Annotated in this window: 16 protein-coding genes; 9 read left to right on the top strand and 7 right to left on the bottom strand. The window is 63.0% G+C overall.

The annotated features are described in order from the left end of the window. Positions 1-22: 22 nt before the first annotated feature. On the top strand, positions 23-1,477 hold the full coding sequence (locus FEZ60_RS28515) for an MFS transporter (protein WP_141484666.1): 1,455 nt from the start codon (positions 23-25) through the stop codon (positions 1,475-1,477). An 8-nt stretch (positions 1,478-1,485) separates the two neighbouring features. Here FEZ60_RS28515 and FEZ60_RS28510 read toward each other — a convergent pair whose 3' ends face one another. The 6 genes from FEZ60_RS28510 to FEZ60_RS28485 all read right to left on the bottom strand — a co-directional run bounded on the left by FEZ60_RS28510 (position 1,486) and on the right by FEZ60_RS28485 (position 6,965). Continuing rightward, positions 1,486-2,691, bottom strand: a complete 1,206-nt coding sequence (locus tag FEZ60_RS28510) for an MFS transporter (protein ID WP_141484665.1) — start codon at positions 2,689-2,691, stop codon at positions 1,486-1,488. Positions 2,692-2,777: 86 nt separating this feature from the next. After that, on the bottom strand, positions 2,778-4,184 hold the full coding sequence (locus FEZ60_RS28505) for a HAMP domain-containing sensor histidine kinase (RefSeq protein WP_141484664.1): 1,407 nt from the start codon (positions 4,182-4,184) through the stop codon (positions 2,778-2,780). Further along, the gene (locus tag FEZ60_RS28500; RefSeq protein WP_045070762.1) at positions 4,181-4,879 is read right to left on the bottom strand and encodes a response regulator transcription factor; all 699 of its coding nucleotides are present in this window, start codon (positions 4,877-4,879) and stop codon (positions 4,181-4,183) included. Before FEZ60_RS28500 ends, FEZ60_RS28505 begins: the two co-directional genes overlap by 4 nt. A gap of 53 nt (positions 4,880-4,932) precedes the next feature. Next, positions 4,933-5,574, bottom strand: coding sequence for a phosphatase PAP2 family protein (locus FEZ60_RS28495; protein WP_141484663.1), 642 nt, complete (start codon positions 5,572-5,574; stop codon positions 4,933-4,935). A gap of 2 nt (positions 5,575-5,576) precedes the next feature. Continuing rightward, positions 5,577-6,176, bottom strand: a complete 600-nt coding sequence (locus FEZ60_RS28490) for a M15 family metallopeptidase (RefSeq protein ID WP_141484662.1) — start codon at positions 6,174-6,176, stop codon at positions 5,577-5,579. Positions 6,177-6,287: 111 nt separating this feature from the next. Next, positions 6,288-6,965: a helix-turn-helix domain-containing protein gene (locus tag FEZ60_RS28485; RefSeq protein WP_045070756.1), complete on the bottom strand. Its 678-nt coding sequence runs from the start codon at positions 6,963-6,965 to the stop codon at positions 6,288-6,290. A 126-nt stretch (positions 6,966-7,091) separates the two neighbouring features. Here FEZ60_RS28485 and FEZ60_RS28480 point away from each other — a divergent pair, with 126 nt between their 5' ends. Together FEZ60_RS28480 and FEZ60_RS28475 are read left to right on the top strand one after the other, a co-directional pair. Then, complete coding sequence (locus FEZ60_RS28480; protein ID WP_141484661.1) at positions 7,092-7,943, top strand: class I SAM-dependent methyltransferase; 852 nt, start codon at positions 7,092-7,094, stop codon at positions 7,941-7,943. Then, positions 7,940-9,343, top strand: a complete 1,404-nt coding sequence (locus FEZ60_RS28475; protein WP_033231311.1) for an FAD-binding oxidoreductase — start codon at positions 7,940-7,942, stop codon at positions 9,341-9,343. The genes FEZ60_RS28480 and FEZ60_RS28475 overlap by 4 nt, the downstream gene beginning before the upstream one ends. Positions 9,344-9,350: 7 nt before the next feature. On the opposite strand, the gene FEZ60_RS28470 is transcribed toward FEZ60_RS28475, so the two are convergent. After that, positions 9,351-10,550, bottom strand: a complete 1,200-nt coding sequence (locus FEZ60_RS28470; RefSeq protein WP_092801654.1) for a serine/threonine-protein kinase — start codon at positions 10,548-10,550, stop codon at positions 9,351-9,353. Positions 10,551-10,847: 297 nt separating this feature from the next. Between FEZ60_RS28470 and FEZ60_RS28465 the strand changes: the two genes are divergently transcribed. The 6 genes from FEZ60_RS28465 to FEZ60_RS28440 form a co-directional block, all read left to right on the top strand. Further along, on the top strand, positions 10,848-11,591 hold the full coding sequence (locus tag FEZ60_RS28465; RefSeq protein WP_242484891.1) for a hypothetical protein: 744 nt from the start codon (positions 10,848-10,850) through the stop codon (positions 11,589-11,591). After that, on the top strand, positions 11,588-13,141 hold the full coding sequence (locus FEZ60_RS28460) for a DNA polymerase Y family protein (protein ID WP_033231310.1): 1,554 nt from the start codon (positions 11,588-11,590) through the stop codon (positions 13,139-13,141). Before FEZ60_RS28465 ends, FEZ60_RS28460 begins: the two co-directional genes overlap by 4 nt. A gap of 21 nt (positions 13,142-13,162) precedes the next feature. After that, complete coding sequence (locus FEZ60_RS28455) at positions 13,163-13,918, top strand: alpha/beta hydrolase (RefSeq protein ID WP_141484658.1); 756 nt, start codon at positions 13,163-13,165, stop codon at positions 13,916-13,918. Positions 13,919-14,026: 108 nt separating this feature from the next. Further along, positions 14,027-15,688 carry a sulfatase-like hydrolase/transferase gene (locus FEZ60_RS28450; protein WP_172937667.1) on the top strand — a complete coding sequence of 554 codons (1,662 nt, stop codon included), beginning with the start codon at positions 14,027-14,029 and terminating at the stop codon, positions 15,686-15,688. A 66-nt stretch (positions 15,689-15,754) separates the two neighbouring features. Beyond that, positions 15,755-16,711: a R2-like ligand-binding oxidase gene (locus FEZ60_RS28445; protein ID WP_033231308.1), complete on the top strand. Its 957-nt coding sequence runs from the start codon at positions 15,755-15,757 to the stop codon at positions 16,709-16,711. A 104-nt stretch (positions 16,712-16,815) separates the two neighbouring features. Next, positions 16,816-17,662 (top strand): DUF222 domain-containing protein (locus FEZ60_RS28440; RefSeq protein ID WP_172937666.1); only part of this gene is annotated, 847 nt, incomplete at its 3' end.

Genomic DNA, 17,662 nt, shown 5'->3' with positions numbered 1-17,662 from the left:
ACGAACGCGCACCATGGACCACATGACAGAACCACTGGCGCTGGCGTCGAGTCGTGGGCGTTGGGTTGTTGCCGCCACGGTTCTCGGTTCGAGCATGGCTCTTCTCGACGGCACGGTGGTCAACATTGCGCTACCGCACATCGGCGAGGAGTTGGGTTCCGGGGTAGCGGGCCTGCAGTGGACGCTCAGCGGGTACACGTTGGCTCTGGCGTCGTTGATTCTGCTCGGCGGCGCTCTGGGGGACCGGTGGGGTAGGCGCCGGGTGTTCGTGTGGGGCACGGTGTGGTTCGCGGTGGCGTCGCTGCTGTGCGGCATTGCTCCCGACATCACATTTTTGGTGGTGGCGCGAATCCTGCAAGGCGTGGGTGCGGCACTGCTGACGCCGGGCAGTCTGGCCATCATCTCGGCGTCGTTGCGTGAGGAGGATCGGGGCGCTGCCATCGGTTTGTGGTCTGGACTCGGGGGAGTTGCGGGAGCGATAGGTCCGCTGTTCGGTGGCTGGCTCGTGGAGGTCGCCGGGTGGCGGTCGGTGTTCTTCCTGAACTTGCCGTTGGCTGCTCTTGTCGTGTGGGCGAGTGTGCGGCACGTTCCGGAGAGTCGCGACCCGCATCCTCCGGAACGTCTGGATGTACTCGGATCTGCCTGTGCGGTAGTCGGTCTCGGTGCGTTGACCTACGGGTTGATCGAGATGAACCTGGTCGCGGGAGTGGTCGGCGCTCTCGTGTTGTGCCTGTTTGTCGTTGTGGAGCGACGGTCGCCGAGTGCGGTGGTGCCGCCGTCGCTGTTCCGGTCGAGAATGTTTGTCGCCGCCAATCTGGTGACTCTGGCGGTATACGCGGCGCTGGGCGGTGTGTTCTTCCTGCTGGTGCTGCAGTTGCAGCTGGTCGCGGGCTATTCGCCGGTGGCAGCGGGGGTCGCCACGGTGCCGATCACGGTGGCGCTATTGCTCTTTTCCTCGCGCGCCGGTAGGTACGCGCAGATTCACGGACCCCGGTTGCCGATGACCGCCGGGCCGGCAGTGGCTGCAGTGGGATTGGTGTTGATGACGAGGATCGGGGTCGACGCGTCGTACCTCACCGACGTGCTACCCGGAGTTCTCGTGTTCGGATTGGGTTTGTCGGTGATGGTTGCGCCGCTGACCGCGGCCGTGTTGGGGTCGGTTCCGGTGGAGCAGTCGGGAATTGCATCGGGTGTGAACAATGCCGTTGCCCGAACCAGTCAGCTCCTGGCTGTTGCCGCGTTGCCGGGAATCGCGGGGATCAACACCGAAGCTCTGGCGGATCCGGCGCTGTTCTCCGACGGATTCACGATCGCGATGTACATCTGTGTGGGACTGCTGTTGCTCGGTGTGGCTATCGCGGCGGTACTGATCCGCGCTCCGGCGGCGCCGCCGATGCCGGAAACGGATTCGGTTGCCTGCAAACCACATTGTGATCTGACGGGGCCTGCGGTACAACCGAGTCGGGCCCAGGATTAGGCGCTGGACTAGACGCTGATATCTCGATCGTGGCTCGGTACCAACGGGATTGCCGCGGCGGGGAAGGCGGCGACTATCGCAAACGCGATGGGATACCCGACCACACCGATGAGTGCGCCGACCACCGGCCCCACGGCGGATGCGGCAATGAATTGTCCGGTGTTCTGAGCGCCCAACGCTTTTCCCTGCCAGGTAGGCCCGGCCGCTTCGGCGACGGACGTGAACGCCAAGCCGTTGTCCGCGACACTGACAGTGGTGGCGATCAGCAGCACCAGCGCTGGGATTCCCCACGGGGCGGCGTCGGCGGCAGCCATGGCCAGCATGACAACGGCGGCAGACATCGACACCAGGCGAAGCGGGCCGACGCGACTGCCCGCGCGGTCACTCCACATCCCGACGACGATGCGTCCCAGCGCCCCGACGAACTGCGACGCTCCGATGAGCAGGCCTGCCGGGGCGGCCTCCCAGTGTTGTTCGTTGATCAGCCAGACCAGTCCGAATGTCGACAGTGTGAACTGCGGAAACACCAGGAGAGCTGACGCAAGGTGGATACGCCACAGGAAGGAGTTCGAACGGTAGGGGTTGGCGGCCGCGGCGGGTGCCTGTGCGGTGGTGACGGGCCGCGGGGGATTGACCAGGACAAGTGCACAGACCACTGCGAGTGCGCCGTTGAGAATCACGGACAGCGCAACCGCCGAACCGATTCCCGAGTGCGCAGCCAGTGTCGGAACGGTGACCGACGCGATGGTGACGCCCAAGGGTTGGGACATCTGCCGGATGCCCATCGCCAATCCGCGGCGGTCCTTCGGAAACCAGCCGACAACCACGCGTCCGCTGGCGGCATTGGTGCTGGCGGCCGACATGCCGCCGAACAGGAACGCCATACCGAGCAACGCGTAATTGTCGGTGGTGGTGGCAGCCAGGGCCGCAACGGCGGTCAAGGCAAGTCCGATCGAGATGACCCACTTTTCACCGAATCTGTCGGCCAGTGCTCCCCAGGCCACGAGCGTGAGGACCATACCGAAAGTGGGCGCTGCAGCCAGAGTTCCGGCCTGCGCCAGTGAGAGACCGTGCTCGGAATGCAGGAGTGGGATCAGGAAGGCGGGAGTGCTGACGAAGACGGTTCCGGCGGCTTGGGCGGCAACACCGAGGGCAAGCATCGTCCATGCCCGCGGTGTGACTACCGATTTTTCCAACCGTGACGCCTCAGTCATGGTGAGCCTCCCAATTCTTCTTTGGTTGAGGGCTCCGACGCTACTCCGGCTGTTTCACATGCTGAAACTGTAATCCCAAAATGTGGTCATTGCTCGTGGTCGGCAGTGGGGAGGCGAACAGTGAAGACCGTGTGTCCGTCCACTTGGTCGACGCCGATGGTGCCGCCGTGCAAGTGGATGTTCTCGACTGCGAGGGAGAGTCCCAACCCGCTGCCCTCGCTGCGTCCTCGTGCGGTGTCTACCTTGTAGAACCGGCGAAAGATTGCCTGCCGGTCCTGGGGCAAGATGCCCGGTCCGTGATCGACGACGGCGATGACGGCGTAATCGGGTTCGGCGCTGAGTTCGACGCGTACCGGGGGTGAACCGTGCCGCAGTGCGTTGCCGACGAGGTTGGCGACGACTATGTCGATCCGACGCGAATCCACTCTGCTGCTGATGCTTTCGGGCGCGTCGAGCTCGACGGTTTCGGTCCAGCCGCGGCTCTCCAGCGTGCGCTCGGTCAGTTCGACGAGATCGACGTCGTCGAGGACGAGGCGTGCCTGCTGTGAGTCGTGGCGAGACATTTCGATCAGATCCTCGACGAGTCGAGTGAGTTTGCCGATCTCACTGCTCACGATGCGTGCGGCGGCACCGGCGTCGGGCGGAAGGTTGGGGATCTCTTCGCGAAGTATTTCACTGACCGGCACCAGTGCGGCCAGTGGCGTTCGCAGCTCGTGAGAGACGTCGGCGACAAACCGTCTTGCCTGCTCTTCGGATTCTTCGAGACCTTTGATCACCGCTTCGTTGCGCGCGACCATGTTGTTGAATGTTGTTGTCACCTGGGCAAGTTCGGCTACTCCGTTTTCCGGAAGGCGGACGCTGAGATCGCCGTCGGCGGCACGGGCGGCGGCCGCGTCGAGACGCTTGAGCGGACGTACCAGCGTCGACGCGATCCAGAAGCCGAGCAGACCGCTGACCAGCACGCCGGCAGCGAGGGTGAGACCGACGACTCGGAGCAGGTCGTCGAACTTGTCCTGTACCCCCACCAGTGGCCGGACGGTGACAGCTTTCACAAGTGTCTGGTTGTCGTAGCCGTCCTCCGCGGTCGTGTCCGTGACGTTGACGGACATCCCCAGCAGGATGCGCTCGGAGTCGAGTCTCTCGAAGCGGATCAGTTTTGCACTGTCCAAACCGCTGTCGAAGCTCGGCGGGATCTTCGCGGGATCGACGGATCCTTGGCGAACTACTTCACCGTCTGTGATCAGCGTCAGGTCGGATGGGAAGACCTGTGAGAGGTTGGCGGGTGTCAACCCGTCCACCGGCATGCCGTCGAGGGACTGTAGCTCGTCGCGAAATTGTGCCGTTGCCACGTCCTGAGCATTGGAATAGATCCACGACCGCGCCATGAGCGATACCGCGCCGGCTGTTCCTCCGGCGATGATGAGGACGATTGCGATGAACACCAGCACGAGCCGGGTCCGCAGGCCGTCGACGCGCAGCCAGGCCGGTCTCATCGACCTGAGCCGGTGTTGAAGCGATATCCGAAGCCGCGCACGGTTTCGATGACTGTCGGTACGGCCGGGTCGTCCTCGATCTTTCCACGCAGTCGCTGCACCGCTGCGTCGACGATTCGGGAATCGCCCAGGTACTCCTGGTCCCAGGCTGCGGACAACAACTGTCGACGACTGAGAACCTGTCCGGGATTCTCGGTCAGTGCCAGGATCAGCCGGAGCTCGGTCGGGGTCAGGGTCAGCAGCGTTCCGCCCTTGCGGACCTGCAATGACGATCGATCCAGTTCCAAGTCGCCGAATGTCTCTGCCGCCGGTACTGCATCTGTTCGCGTCGTTGCGGGCGCTGACCGACGCACGACGGCTTTGATGCGAGCGTCGAGGACACGCGGACTGGCCGGTTTGACGACGTAGTCGTCGGCGCCGGCCTCGAGGCCGGCAACGGTGTCGATGTCGTCGGATCGAGCGGTGAGAATGATGATCGGGATCGAACTACGCGTGCGGATGCGTCGACAGATCTCGTAACCGTCGGCACCCGGGAGTCCGAGGTCGAGCAGGACGAGGTCGGTGGTGGTGAGTACGTCGTCGAAATCACTGTTGCCGTCGGGGCGATGGCTGACGTTGTGCCCGAGTCGGTTCAGTCCCAACGTGATTGCCTCGGCCACGGCTGGATCGTCTTCGATGAAAAGGATATTCACCATGATTAGGGGCCTTCCGGGGTCGGAGCAATCTCGGTCAGCCCACGGTACAGGTGTCACACTTTCGAGAGCCGTTCGTTGCCGGAGTTTGCCAGTACCGCGTGCCGTGCGGCGGTGGTGTTCAACGGAAATGCCGACACGGCGAGGGTGTAGCAACCGACGAGGAGTAGTGCACCCAGCACGTCACTCGGCCGGTGCCATTGCAACACGACTACCGAGATCGCGGTCCCGATGGTGATCAGCGCGCCGTTGACGGCGACGACGCCCCGCCACCTGGCCGGTGTGACGAGCACTATCGCGCAGACCAGAGCAGTGATGGCGGTGAGAGTCCCGCTGGGGAAGGAATTATGCATGACAAGACCGTTCAGGTCTGGTCGATCCAGCGACTGTTTGAGAACCCAGGCCGTCGTGATGGGGCCGAGGGTCACGACCGCGACGCGCAGTGCCAGCGCAATCGGGTTGTTGCGCAACGTGATCATGAGTACCACGAGCACTCCTCCCACTATCAGGATCGGGGTGAGCAGGCCGATGAACTCAGTGGAGAACACGCCGAGGACTTCAGACGTGGCCGCGCCCACCATGAGTTGTTGATCGACGATCTGGCCACCGGCAGTGTTGACCGCCAATTCGAATTCGATTACTCCGAGGATCAAGAGTGCCAGTGCGGCAAACAGTCTCGCTGGTTTGACTCGTGTCATGGTCAGCCTTCCGCTCTTTCGTCCGAAGGGTTGTTGCGTTGGGGCGGGCATTCCCCACCAGGAGTGGTCGCCAGTTCGAAATGCCACATCTCGTTTGCATAGGTCTGGCAGAGGCCGTAATCGCTGCCGTGCTGGATAAGCCAGTCGTCGGCATCCGTCGGTCCGATGTCTACTGCCTGTCCGCTGACATGCTTGGACAGACTCGGGGGGTGCACCCACTTGGACGCTTCGTCCACGCTGCCGTACTTGGCTACGGCTTCGTCGAACAGTCGCTGTTGGTATGCGGCTGATCGCCAACCCGACGTGACATGCATGTCCACCCCGGATAACCGCGCATCCGCTGCGGCCATCTGCAGCGCCGCGAGAAGTGCGGAATCGAGGCGGGCCAGCGCGGGCATATGGGTGTCCGCCACATTGAGGCCGTCCTCGATCTCGCCGCCTGAGGGTCCTGAATCAGGTTGAGTGGCAAGGTAGTGATCGCTCTTGGGTGTGGCCGCCTCGGTGTACGAACACGCGCTGAGCATGAGCGCCCCGAGTGCGACTGCCCCGAGTGCGACTGCTCGGTGTGCGACGGGGCAGATGATTCCGCGGTGGCTGGGCATAGTGCAGAGACTGCTCGGTCAGTGTCACCAGGAGGTCGTCACTGTTCGTCGACGGTGTCACGGTCTGCAACAGCTCTGTAACAGGACGGAACGAGCCTGGTGGGGCGTGCGCTAAGCGGGTCGGGGAACGGATGCAAATGTGGACAGTTCGAACCACGAAGGCAAACTGCGACGCAGGGCTTCCGGGCCGGAAATGGTGACCTCACCTGATCGAATGGCGTCGGACCACGTGAGGTCGCCGCGCCAGATCTCGGTCAACGGCCTGAGCCCGGCAGATACGGACACGGTGACCTCGAAACCCGGGTCGAGGTCACAGACGTCGACCTCGTCGGAGTTGATGACCAGCCACCAGTTTCGTGACTGCCGATCGATTTCGGAAAAGACGAAGTGCACCACTGTTTTTCCGTCGGGCACAGCGGAGTGATCCACCCGTCGATGCATGTCCCACAGCAGGAGTTTGGGATCGAGATCCTGGTCGCCGAGTTCGCCGATCCAGCGGGTGCCCCAGATCCCCAGGGCCTCGACGACGGGGCGGAGTTCGCGTCCGGCGTCGGTGAGGCGGTACGTGACAACACCGTCGGTGTTGTCTCGGTAGGTGATTCCGGCGGCAGTGAGTTGGTGCAGACGTTTGGACAGCAACGTCGGAGACATGCGGGGAAGGCCGCGTCGCAGGTCGTTGAAATGGGTACTTCCCATCATGAGTTCGCGCAGGACCAGGAGCGTCCAGCGCTCGTCGAGTAGCTCCATCGCCTTGGCGACGGGGCAGAACTGGCGGTACGACGACCCCACTTGTCAATCGTAGGCCGATGGGTGGGGCTGGTACAGATCCAGTACTGGATCGGTGACACTCGATGGTCGTAACGTCGAGGTCAGAGTGGAAATCGGTACTGCGAAAATTGATGGAGGAGAACGATAATGACTGAAGCAGCGGAGTTGGATCGAGCCCTCAAATCCAAGCACCGGGTGATGTGGGGGTTGGGCAATTATCCTGCGGTGGCAACGGAGGTCATCCCGGAACTCGGGCCGGTTGTGGCGGCGGCAGGCGGCGTGCGCGCCGGTGATCGGGTTCTCGACATCGCGGCAGGTTCCGGCAATGTGGCTATTCCTGCGGCGGCACTCGGCGCGCAGGTGGTGGCAACGGACTTGACTCCCGAATTATTCGATGCGGGAAGGAAGATGGCAGCCGACGCGGATGTCGAACTCGAGTGGCGGGAGGCTGATGCCGAGGATCTACCGTTTGAAGACGGTGAGTTCGACGTGGTGCTCTCGTGCGTCGGCGTCATGTTTGCGCCGCATCATCAGCGGGCAGCGGACGAGCTTGTTCGAGTGTGTAAGGAAGGTGGCAGGATCGCTGTACTGAGCTGGACACCAACAGGTTTCATCGGCGAGATGTTCAAAGCCATGAAACCGTACGCACCTGCACCACCTCCTGGTTCGCAGCCACCGCCGTTGTGGGGTGAGGAGAGTCATGTTCGTGAGCTGTTCGGTGACCGAGTTTGCGACCTGACTGCGCGTCGAGAAGTGCTGCAGGTGAGCAGGTTCCGCGATCCGGAAGACTTCCGCGACTTCTTCAAGGAGAATTACGGACCGACCATCGCCGTCTACCGCAATATTGCCGGCGACGACGCCAAGGTGGAGGCCCTCGACCGGGATCTCGTCGACTTGGCTCGCAAGTACAGCGCAGGAGGAGATTCCAGCGCCGGAGGGGATTCTCCGGGCATGGACTGGGAGTATCTACTCGTCACCGGTGTCAGGAGTACGTCATGACAAGCATTGATATTGCGCCGTTGAGATCGTCCGTCACCGGCCCGGTTTTCGGCCCGGAAGATTCGGGTTACGACGACGCGCGGGCCATCTGGAACGGCTCGATCGATCACCGCCCGGCTGGGATCGCCAGGTGCCTTTCGCCGTCGGATGTGGCTGCGGCACTGGGTTATGCCAGAGAACATGACTTGGAGGTGTCCGTCAGAGGTGGTGGACATTCGTATCGTGGGGCCTCGGTGTGTGAGGGCGGTCTGATGATCGATCTCAGTGCACTGAACAACGTCACTGTTGATCCGTCGGCGCGTAGGGCGCGCGTAGGCGGCGGGGCGACGTTGGCGAACCTGGACGCCGCGACGCAGGAACACGGCCTGGCTGTGACAGGTGGGGTGATCAGCGATACAGGTGTGGGCGGTCTGACACTCGGCGGCGGCATGGGGTGGCTGACGCGAACGCTCGGATTGTCGATCGACAATCTGGCGTCGGCGGAGGTTGTGCTTGCAGACGGTGAGGTCGTGCGCGCGTCGGAAGAGAACCATCCCGATTTGTTCTGGGCGTTGCGAGGCGGGGGAGGCAATTTCGGTGTGGTGACCGAGTTCGAGTACCGGCTGAGCGCGATCGGGCCGGAAGTGCATCTCGGGTTCTTCTTCTGGGGGATGGACGACGGACCGGATGCGCTGCGTCTGTGCCGCGACGTGGTGCCGGCTCTGCCCCGCAACACCGGTGCGTTGATTGCCTCGAGCCTGTCCGCGCCGCCCGCGGCGTTTGTGCCGGAGCAGTTCCACTTTCATCCCGGATATGCCTTGCTGGTGGCAGGTTTCGGTTCCGCCGAGGAGCATGCGCAGGTGATTGCGCCCATCAGGGAAGGGTTGCCGCCGCTGTTCGAGTTCGTCACGCCGCTCCCGTACACGGGGCTGCAGTCGATGCTCGACGATGCCGAACCGTGGGGTGCGTACGCGTACGAGAAAGCTCTGGACCTAGGGGATCTCTCCGATGACGTGATCGGTGTTCTGACCGAACACGCGGTGAAGAAGTCGTCACCGATGTCGTTCATCCCGATCTTTCCGCTGCAGGGTGCGTTTACCGCCGTCGGCGACGACGATACGGCGTTCGGTGGTTCCCGCGCCCCGCACTACGTGTGCAACATGACGGCCACGGCAACGGATGCCGGGACTCTGGATCTGGATCGAACGTGGGTGCGCAATATCTGGGAAGCGTTGCGTCCCTTGTCGACCAATCCCGGTGGCTACGTCAATTTCATGACCGACGTCGACGAAGAGCGGGTTCGCAGTTCGTACGGATCCGGCAAGTATGCACGCCTGTCCAGGATCAAGGCACAGTACGATCCGCACAACCTGTTTCATCTCAACGCCAACATCAGGCCGGCTGCGTCGGCGCTGAAGTAGCAAATATTTAAACCGTGAACACCAGTACAAGCACGATCAGTATGGCCGCGATGATGATCGCCACCATCGCGGTCATGGCCAGTGGCGCCCAGGCGACCACTTTGTCCCGGGTGCTCGCGTCGGCGGGGCCGGTGGGTATCCGAGGGGGCCACGAGAACAGGTCGAGCGGGCTGGGGACAGAGCCGAGTGGCGTATTCTGTTGCACTGCAGGCAATCCGGTGACCGTGGGGCCCACCAGGCGATTGCGTCGGTGCGGGTCGGGGAGTTGGGTGGTGCGGTGCGCCCACGCCGGAACCGCTCCGTCGGACGAGAACACGGGGATGTCGATCAACTGATCGACGGAACCGCCCCCGGTTGCTACCGCGGCGAGTGCGTCGCGGGCCTGGGCCATGGTGGGCCGACGCGTCGGGTCCGGTTCGAGAAGTTGGAGCAGCACGTCCGTGAGCGGTCCGGATTTGGTGGGACGGTAGATCTCGGCTTTGGCGACTCGGTGCAGCAATGCAATTGCGTCGGAGTCGATTCCGAAGGGTGGTTGGCCTTCGATCACGGTGAAGAGGGTCGAGCCGAGGGAGAAGACGTCGCTCGCTTCGGTGGGATCGTCGCCGCGGGCCACTTCGGGGGCGAAGTATGCGGGGGTGCCGGTGATGACTTCGTCTTGACGGTCCGATCCGTCGCCCTTGGCGCGCGCGATTCCGAAGTCGCTGATCTTGACGATGCCCAGGGAGTCGCCGCGATCGGCAATAAGAATGTTGCCCGGTTTGATGTCTCGATGCACAATTCCGGCAGCGTGCGACTCTGCGAGTGCTGCGGCGATCTGAGCGCCGATCTGAGCAACTTCGAGGGGTGGCAGAGTGTCGGCGAGGTTCATGGCCTGCGCGAGGCTGCGGGATGGGAAGTACTCCATGACCAGCCACGGTTCGCCGGCTTCGAGAGCGACGTCGTACATGCCGATGGAATGCGGGTGCGAGAGTTTGGCGGCGTTGCGGCCTTCACGAAGTGTCCGAGCGCGGATCTCCTCGGCGCTCTCGTTGTCGAGTCCGGCGGTGGTTGTGACCTGTTTCACCGCGACATCACGGCTGAGAAGGGTATCGCGGGCCAGCCAGACGGCGCCCATGCCGCCGCCGCCGATTTTGGATCGGAGTCGGTACCGCCCTGCCAGCAGGTATTCAGGGCCGATGCCCCTCCCTGTCTGCTCTCGAGATGTCACCACTCCAGGTTAGAGGATTGATACGGGTGTGACCCTCGAGGTTTGTGTGAACTTCGGACTTTTGTCGCTGCTTGACGGGTCCTCAGGGGCAGGCTTTACTGGAAACGAATCGAAACTATGTTCGATTGTGTTGTCTGTTCGATGCGTGTCAGACCCCGACTTCCCCGTGGTTTGCCGGCTTGAAAAAGATTGCCGGAAGTATCGCAGGACGGGGATGACGAAGTGACGGTGGTAGAGAGCGTTGCCGAGGCGGCGGGCGTGTCCCGCCAGGAGCGGTTGGCGGAACTCCGCAGCCGGATGGCCTCCATCCCGGCTCGCGGTGACGGGCAGGTTGTGTCGTCGATTCCCGTCGAGGCTGCAGTAGGAGTGACCGGGGATCGGGCGGACAAGGCGGGAATCCTGCCCGTGCCGGCCGGCATCGCAGAGTTGCTGCCGCAGGGCGGGTTGGTGCGGGGAACCGTGGTGTCCGTATCCGGGGCCGCGTCGTTGCTGGTGGGGTTGGTGGCCTCGGTGACCGCGTCCGGTGGACATGTTGCCGTTGTCGGCAAGCCGCAGTTGGGAGTGTTGGCCGCGTACGAGATGGGTGCGCAGTTGGAGCGTCTTGCGTTTGTCCCGGATCCGGGGCCCGATCCGGTCGAAGTTGCCGCAGTGCTGCTCGACGGTATGGATCTGGTGATTCTGGGATTGGCGGGTGCGTCCGTGCCCCCGTCGCGGGCTCGGGCAGTGGTGGCCCGCGCCCGCAGTAAAGGTTCCACTCTTGTTGTGACGGATGGTCATTGGGATGGTGTGGAGGTGCGGCTGGAGGCGCAGGTCAACGGTTACGGCGGTTTCGGGTGCGGACGCGCGCTGGGGCGGGGACGGCTCGAATCGCTCAGCCTTGCCGTGCGTGCCCGAGGGCGCTCGTTCCAGCCGCGCACCACCCGTCTGGATATCTGCAGCGCAGCGGGACGGGTGGAATGGAAGCCTGCACTCGAGGTGGGCGCAGCTCAAGTGGTGGCCGCAGCTCAGGTGGTGGCCGCAGCTCAGGTGGTGGCACTGTGAGCAGGGTTCTGGCGCTCTGGTGTCCGGACTGGCCGGCAGTGGCGGCTGCTGCTGTAGCCGACCTTCCGGCTACTCACCCGGTTGCGGTGACGTCAGGCAACAGGGTGATCGCGTGCAGTGCGACGGCCAGATCGGAAGGAGTGCGCCGTGGGCTGCGCCGACGCGAGTCGCAGGCGCGGTGCCCGGAACTGTATGTGGCGGCGGCAGATCCGGAGCGGGATGCCCGATTGTTCGAGCCGGTTGCAGCGGCTGTCGATGCGGCTGCGCCCGGTGTGGAGGTGCTTCGTCCTGGCCTGCTGGTGTTGAGTTCACGCGGTGCCAGTCGCTATTTCGGCAGCGAGGAGGCCGCGGCAGAACGGTTGGTGGATCAGGTTGCTGCCGTGGGAGTCGAATGCCAGATCGGGGTGGCCGATCAGTTGTCGACCGCGGTGATAGCTGCACGACGAGCCGCGCTGGTACCGCTCGGCGAGGGCGCTCGGTTTCTTGCTCCGCTGCCGATGTCGGAGTTGGCGGCCGAGCCGAGTTTGTCCGCACCTCATCGCGGTGAGCTGGTGGATCTGCTGCGCAGGCTCGGGATCAGAACCATCGGCGCCTTTGCGGACTTGCCGGCCGTCGACGTGGCGTCGCGGTTCGGTACCGATGCGGTGTTGGCGCACCGGGCGGCGCGCGGTGAACCGGAACGACCACCGTCGGCCAGGGCGTTGCCACCGGATCTCGACGTGGAGCAGCATTACGATCCGCCTATCGAACGTGTGGACGCCGCGGCCTTCGCCGGGCGTGCCCTGGCGATTTTGCTGCATGGCACGTTGTCCGGCGCCGGCGTCGCTTGCACGCGATTGCTGATATCGGCGAGCACCGAAAACGGCGAGAACCTCTCTCGCACGTGGCGCTGCGCCGAGCCGCTGACGCCGGAAGGAACGGCTGATCGAGTGCGGTGGCAACTCGACGGGTGGCTTACCGGCCGCAGTGAGGACAAGCCAACCGCAGGAATTACCGTGCTGCGCCTCGAACCGGTGGAGGTGGTCAATGCCGGCGCCTTGCAATTGGGCCTCTGGGGCGGAGTGGGTGATGAGGATGAACGGGCCAAGCGAGCGTTGGTGCGAGTGCAGGGGCTCTTGGGCGGCGAGTCGGTCCAGGTGGGTGTCCTCAGTGGCGGGAGGGGGCCGTCGGAGCGAATTACATTGGTGCCCTTGGGTGATGAGCGGGTAGCAGCGCATGATCCGGGGGCTCCGTGGCCGGGGCTGCTACCTCAACCGTCACCGGGATCGGTGTACGTCGACAATCCGCGGGTGTGGCTGACAGACGCGTCGGGCAAAGCTGTGTACGTCACGGAACGCGGAGTGTTCAGCGCGCATCCGGCGAGGCTGAAGTGGGGGAGTAAGGAATGGGCGGTGCAAGGATGGGCAGGTCCGTGGCCGGTCGACGAGCGATGGTGGGATTCGGCCGCGGTGCGAACGGCGGCGCGGGCGCAGGTGCTGTTGGAACAATCACGCGCGTTGTTGATGATCTGTGAGGGTGGCGAGTGGTCGGTGGAAGGTGTGTACGAGTGAATACGGCTAATCTGGAACATCGTGAGTATCGCTAACGTGCGCAGTGCCGGTGGAATCGAGATCAGCTACCGCGATTCGGGGGCCGGTTCCGGGACTGCCGAACTGCCTCCTGTCGTCCTCGTGCACGGCATGGGCGGCGACAGCGGCACATGGGATCGGTTCGCCAGAGCATTGCGGTCCCGCGATCGACGGGTTGTCTCGGTGGACCTTCGTGGGCATGGGCGCAGTGCCCGGGCGTCGTCGTACCTGTTCGAGGAATTTGCCGCGGACATCATGGACGTCTGTGATCACTTGGAACTCGATCACGTCGACCTGGTGGGGCACTCGCTCGGCGGGCACGCCGCGTCGTTGATCGCGCAGCGGCGAACGACCGGCGTTCGCAAGCTGGTCATCGAGGAAGCGCCGCTCCCACTGCGTCCCGGCGATCCGGAGCAGGTATTTTCCCGCAAGCTGCCGAGCATGTCCGAACTGTGGCACGCAACAACAAGTTTGGTGCGCCATCCGCGGGCGGCTCTGGCCTTCGACAAGTCGATGACGGGGTCGGCGCTGACGCAGTTCCGTCAACCCGATCAACTGTGGTGGGAATCGTTGCCGCTGATCGAGGCGGACACCTTGTTCCTGCGCGGTGGCCTCGGCGGCATGGTGGATTCCGACCGGCTTCGCGAGGTCAGCGCCACGGTCAAGCGTTGTGAGGTCAGGTCATTTCGCACCGGTCACAGTGTTCATCGGGACGGCTACCGTGACTTCGAGGCCGCGGTGGTGCCTTTTATTTCGTAAACCGGGCGTCCAGATGTGTAGAGAACCCGCCGACGGTCAACTCTGTGCAGACACACTGCTCTAGCAGACACATGCTCTAGCAGACACACTGTGAGAGGACGTCATCACGTGAGCCCAGAACCCGCGAACGTCCCCCAGTGCAGTCACGGATTGCCGCGTCGGATGTTCTTGGGCGGGATGGGCGCTTTGGCTCTTGCCGGTATGACGGATATCGGGTCGGCGGGCGCCGCAGCCGCACCGTCGCGGGCAGCGCCCAGCGATTCGTTTCCCGCTCAGCCCAACATCGTGGTCATCATCACCGATCAGGAACGACGGCCGATGTACTGGCCGCAAGGGTGGGCGGAGCGGAATCTTCCTCATCGCCAACGCATTGCGCGTCACGGACTGACTTTCGATCAAGCGGTCTGCAACACGGCGATGTGTTCGCCCAGTCGGAGCACGTTCTTTACCGGGCTGTATCCCGCGCAACACGGTGTGACCAGAACCCTGACCGAGGGCGGCACCGTATCTCCCACCGAACCGCAGTTGCAGACGTCGGAGCAGAACATGGCGAAGATGCTGGCATCCGCCGGGTACAACGTCCAGTACCGGGGGAAATGGCATCTGAGCAAGGGAGCATCCGGTGGTGATCCGTCCAGTGACGACGTTGCCGCATTCGGTTTCGGCGGGTGGACACCACCTGATGCCGGACAGGACACAAACCCAGACCATTTCGGCGGCGGATGCGCCGATCACGACCGCCGCGCTGCCGAGGAAGCCGTCGAATTTCTCACCGGACCGGATGCCAAAGGGGACAAGCCTTTTGCGCTGATCGTATCGTTCGTCAATCCGCACGACGTCCTTGCATATCCCCAGTCGTGGGATGCGATGAGTGGTACGTGCGACAACTACGGGTCGGATGCGCCGGGAGCTTTCGAGCAGGGCATCGAACTCCCACCGACCTACGACGAAATCCTTGCCTTCAACTACAAACCGAGCGCTCAGGTGCAGTCGGAATTGTTGCTCGCCGCCGGACTCGGTCCATTGCTCGGACCCGATCAGGCCAGGCGATACATCAACTTCTACGCCTACATGCACAAGGTCGTGGATGAGCGCATCGGCAGTGTTCTCGACGCCTTGGAAGCCACTCCGGGGCTGCTCGACGACACCGTCATCGTGCGTATGTCCGATCACGGTGAGATGGGAATGTCGCACGGAGGCTTGCGGCAGAAGGTGTTCAACGCGTACGAGGAAACTCTGCGCGTCCCACTCGTGATCAGCAATCCGTTGTTGTTCCCGAAGCCCGTTCAGACGGACGCGTTGGCGTCGTTGATCGACGTGATGCCCACTCTGGCCAACCTCGCGCAAGTGCCGGATCGTGCGTCGTGGAACTTTCTCGGCACCGATCTCACCCCCGTGCTCGTCGATGCGGCGGCGTATCCGGACGCACCAAGCGTGCACGTTCAGGACACGATTCTTTTCACGTACGACGATCAGAACTGTGCGACGCCAGACGGTCAGAACATCGTCACGCAGCCGAACCATATTCGCTGCATTCGGGACAGCAGGTGGAAGTACACGATGTACTTCGACCCGGCGGGAACTGCTGCGCCCCAATACGAACTGTACGACCTGATTGCCGATCCCCTGGAGACGAACAACCTGGCCAACCCGTTCAATTTTGCGTCCTACCAGCCCGCCAAAGCCGCCGAGATGAACGCACAACTCTTTGCCGCGATGCAGGCAAAGGGTGTTTCGCTGGCAGAGTCGAGCAATATTCCGCAAAACTGATTCACGACGGAGTTCTGCGGGCATTCCCCTCGGACATATGTCTTCGTTTCGGGAAGAAGGAATGTCATGACCGTCACCTCGCCGGGGCGAGAAGGATTCAGTTCCCTCCGATCAGGAGGGTTGAACTGGGATTGTTTTCCACTCCGATTGTTCGCCAAGGGAAATGCCAAATTTTGGAACCCGGCAGACCTCGATTTTTCGAAAGATGCTCGAGACTGGCAAGAGTTGACCAGCGAGCAGCAGCGCAGCGCGACGTATCTGTGCGCGCAGTTCATCGCCGGTGAAGAAGCAGTGACCGAGGACATCCAACCGTTCATGCAGGCGATGTCCGCTGAAGGCAGGTTCAGCGACGAGATGTACCTGACCCAATTCTGTTTCGAGGAAGCCAAGCACACACAGGTTTTCCGGCTCTGGATGGATGAGGTCGGACTCACCGACGACCTGCATTCCTACGTCGCCGATAATCCGGACTACCGACAACTGTTCTACGAGGAGTTGCCGGCGTCGCTGCGGATTCTCCAGACCGACCCCAGCCCGGTCAACCAAGTGCGGGCGAGCGTCACCTACAACCATGTCATCGAAGGTAGCCTTGCGCTGACGGGTTACTACGCCTGGCAGAAGGTATGTGCCACAAGGGGAATCCTGCCCGGGATGCAGCAGTTGATCAAAAAGATCGGCGACGACGAGCGGCGCCACATGGCGTGGGGAACCTTCACGTGCCGCCGACACGTGGCTGCGGACGACGCCCTGTGGGATGTAGTACAGGCGCGCATGGGCGAGTTGATGCCGATGGCTCTCGGTCTCATCAACTGGGTCAACGATCAGTTCGAAGTCCAGCCCTTCGGTCTCGACAACCAGGAGTTTCTCGAGTACGCGGCTGATCGTGCTCAGCGACGGCTCTCGGCAATCGAGTCTGCGCGTGGGCGTGACGTGGCCGAGATCGACCTCGACTACTCACCCGAGACGCTCGAGGAGAAGTTCGGTGCCGAAGACGCCGCAGTGATGATTGAGGCCGGTAGCTAGGTCAAAAGCTAAGCCGCCCTGAAGTTTCCAGTCAATATTCAGACTTTTCCGACTGGTTTCAAGGAGCCCTCGCAATCGAACAGGATTTCGATTAGGGTGGGGGAATGTTCGATTCGGGGGTGGGAAGTTTCGGTATCTCAGCACAGCTGAGTGGTACCGAAACCGATTGCGCCCTCGTCGATTTGATGGCCGAGTTGCATTCATGTGAAGCTATGCTGGTCGAGCGGAAACTGGCCGTGGTGGCGGAGTTCTTCACCCGCCGCAGCGCCGAGCATGTCGAGGGTGGCACGTGGACGTCGTCGGCGCACGAGTTGGCGGAATCCGAGGTCGGCGCGGTCCTGACGATGGGGCGCGCTGCTGCCGGAAAACTCATCGGGTTGGGTTTTGCTTTGAAGACGCGGTTGCATCGCACAAGGGCCGCGATGGCCCGCGGTGAACTCGACTTCTACCGGGTCACGTTGATCGAGTCCGCGACCGCGAATGTCGGTGACGAGCTGATCGACGAGGTCGAACGCTTGCTGCTCGAGCAGGTTCTTGCCCCACCGGTGGACGGCGGTACCGGTTTGACGGGTCGGCGGTTGACGGCGGCGATCGACCGGATCGTGGCCCGCGTCGATCCGGAAGGGATGCGGGAACGACGACGCCGAGCCCTGGCGGACAGGTTTGTCGGCGTCAGTGCCGCCGAGGACGGGATGGCCCGCATCCTGGGCAGTATCCCGGCGGAGCAGGCCCGCGCGTTCGATGGCCGGTTGCGGGAGTTGGCGATGTCGGTGTGCCGCCACGATTCGCGAACCTATGAGCAGCGTCGAGCGGATGCGTTGGGCGCTTTGGTGAGTGGTTCGACGGTGTTGGTGTGTGACTGCGACCGCGGTGATTGCCCGCAGGACCGTAGTGGTCTCGTTATTGTTCGTAGGCCGTTGGTGCATGTGGTGATGCACGAATCCACCTTCG

This window comes from Rhodococcus sp. MS16 (assembly GCF_013277795.1).
Lineage (GTDB): Bacteria > Actinomycetota > Actinomycetes > Mycobacteriales > Mycobacteriaceae > Rhodococcus_F > Rhodococcus_F globerula.
Note: the sequence above shows the minus strand (reverse complement) of the source record. Positions and strands in the feature narration are given on the sequence as shown.

Excerpts from the sequence above, each read along its gene's own strand:
- FEZ60_RS28500 (WP_045070762.1), bottom strand. The coding sequence starts at position 4,879 with ATGGTGAATATCCTTTTCATCGAAGACGATCCAGCCGTGGCCGAGGCA.
- FEZ60_RS28515 (WP_141484666.1), top strand. The coding sequence starts at position 23 with ATGACAGAACCACTGGCGCTGGCGTCGAGTCGTGGGCGTTGGGTTGTT.
- FEZ60_RS28465 (WP_242484891.1), top strand. The coding sequence starts at position 10,848 with ATGGCCTCCATCCCGGCTCGCGGTGACGGGCAGGTTGTGTCGTCGATT.
- FEZ60_RS28480 (WP_141484661.1), top strand. The coding sequence starts at position 7,092 with ATGACTGAAGCAGCGGAGTTGGATCGAGCCCTCAAATCCAAGCACCGG.
- FEZ60_RS28505 (WP_141484664.1), bottom strand. The coding sequence starts at position 4,184 with ATGAGACCGGCCTGGCTGCGCGTCGACGGCCTGCGGACCCGGCTCGTG.
- FEZ60_RS28445 (WP_033231308.1), top strand. The coding sequence starts at position 15,755 with ATGACCGTCACCTCGCCGGGGCGAGAAGGATTCAGTTCCCTCCGATCA.
- FEZ60_RS28490 (WP_141484662.1), bottom strand. The coding sequence starts at position 6,176 with ATGCCCAGCCACCGCGGAATCATCTGCCCCGTCGCACACCGAGCAGTC.
- FEZ60_RS28475 (WP_033231311.1), top strand. The coding sequence starts at position 7,940 with ATGACAAGCATTGATATTGCGCCGTTGAGATCGTCCGTCACCGGCCCG.
- FEZ60_RS28495 (WP_141484663.1), bottom strand. The coding sequence starts at position 5,574 with ATGACACGAGTCAAACCAGCGAGACTGTTTGCCGCACTGGCACTCTTG.
- FEZ60_RS28510 (WP_141484665.1), bottom strand. The coding sequence starts at position 2,691 with ATGACTGAGGCGTCACGGTTGGAAAAATCGGTAGTCACACCGCGGGCA.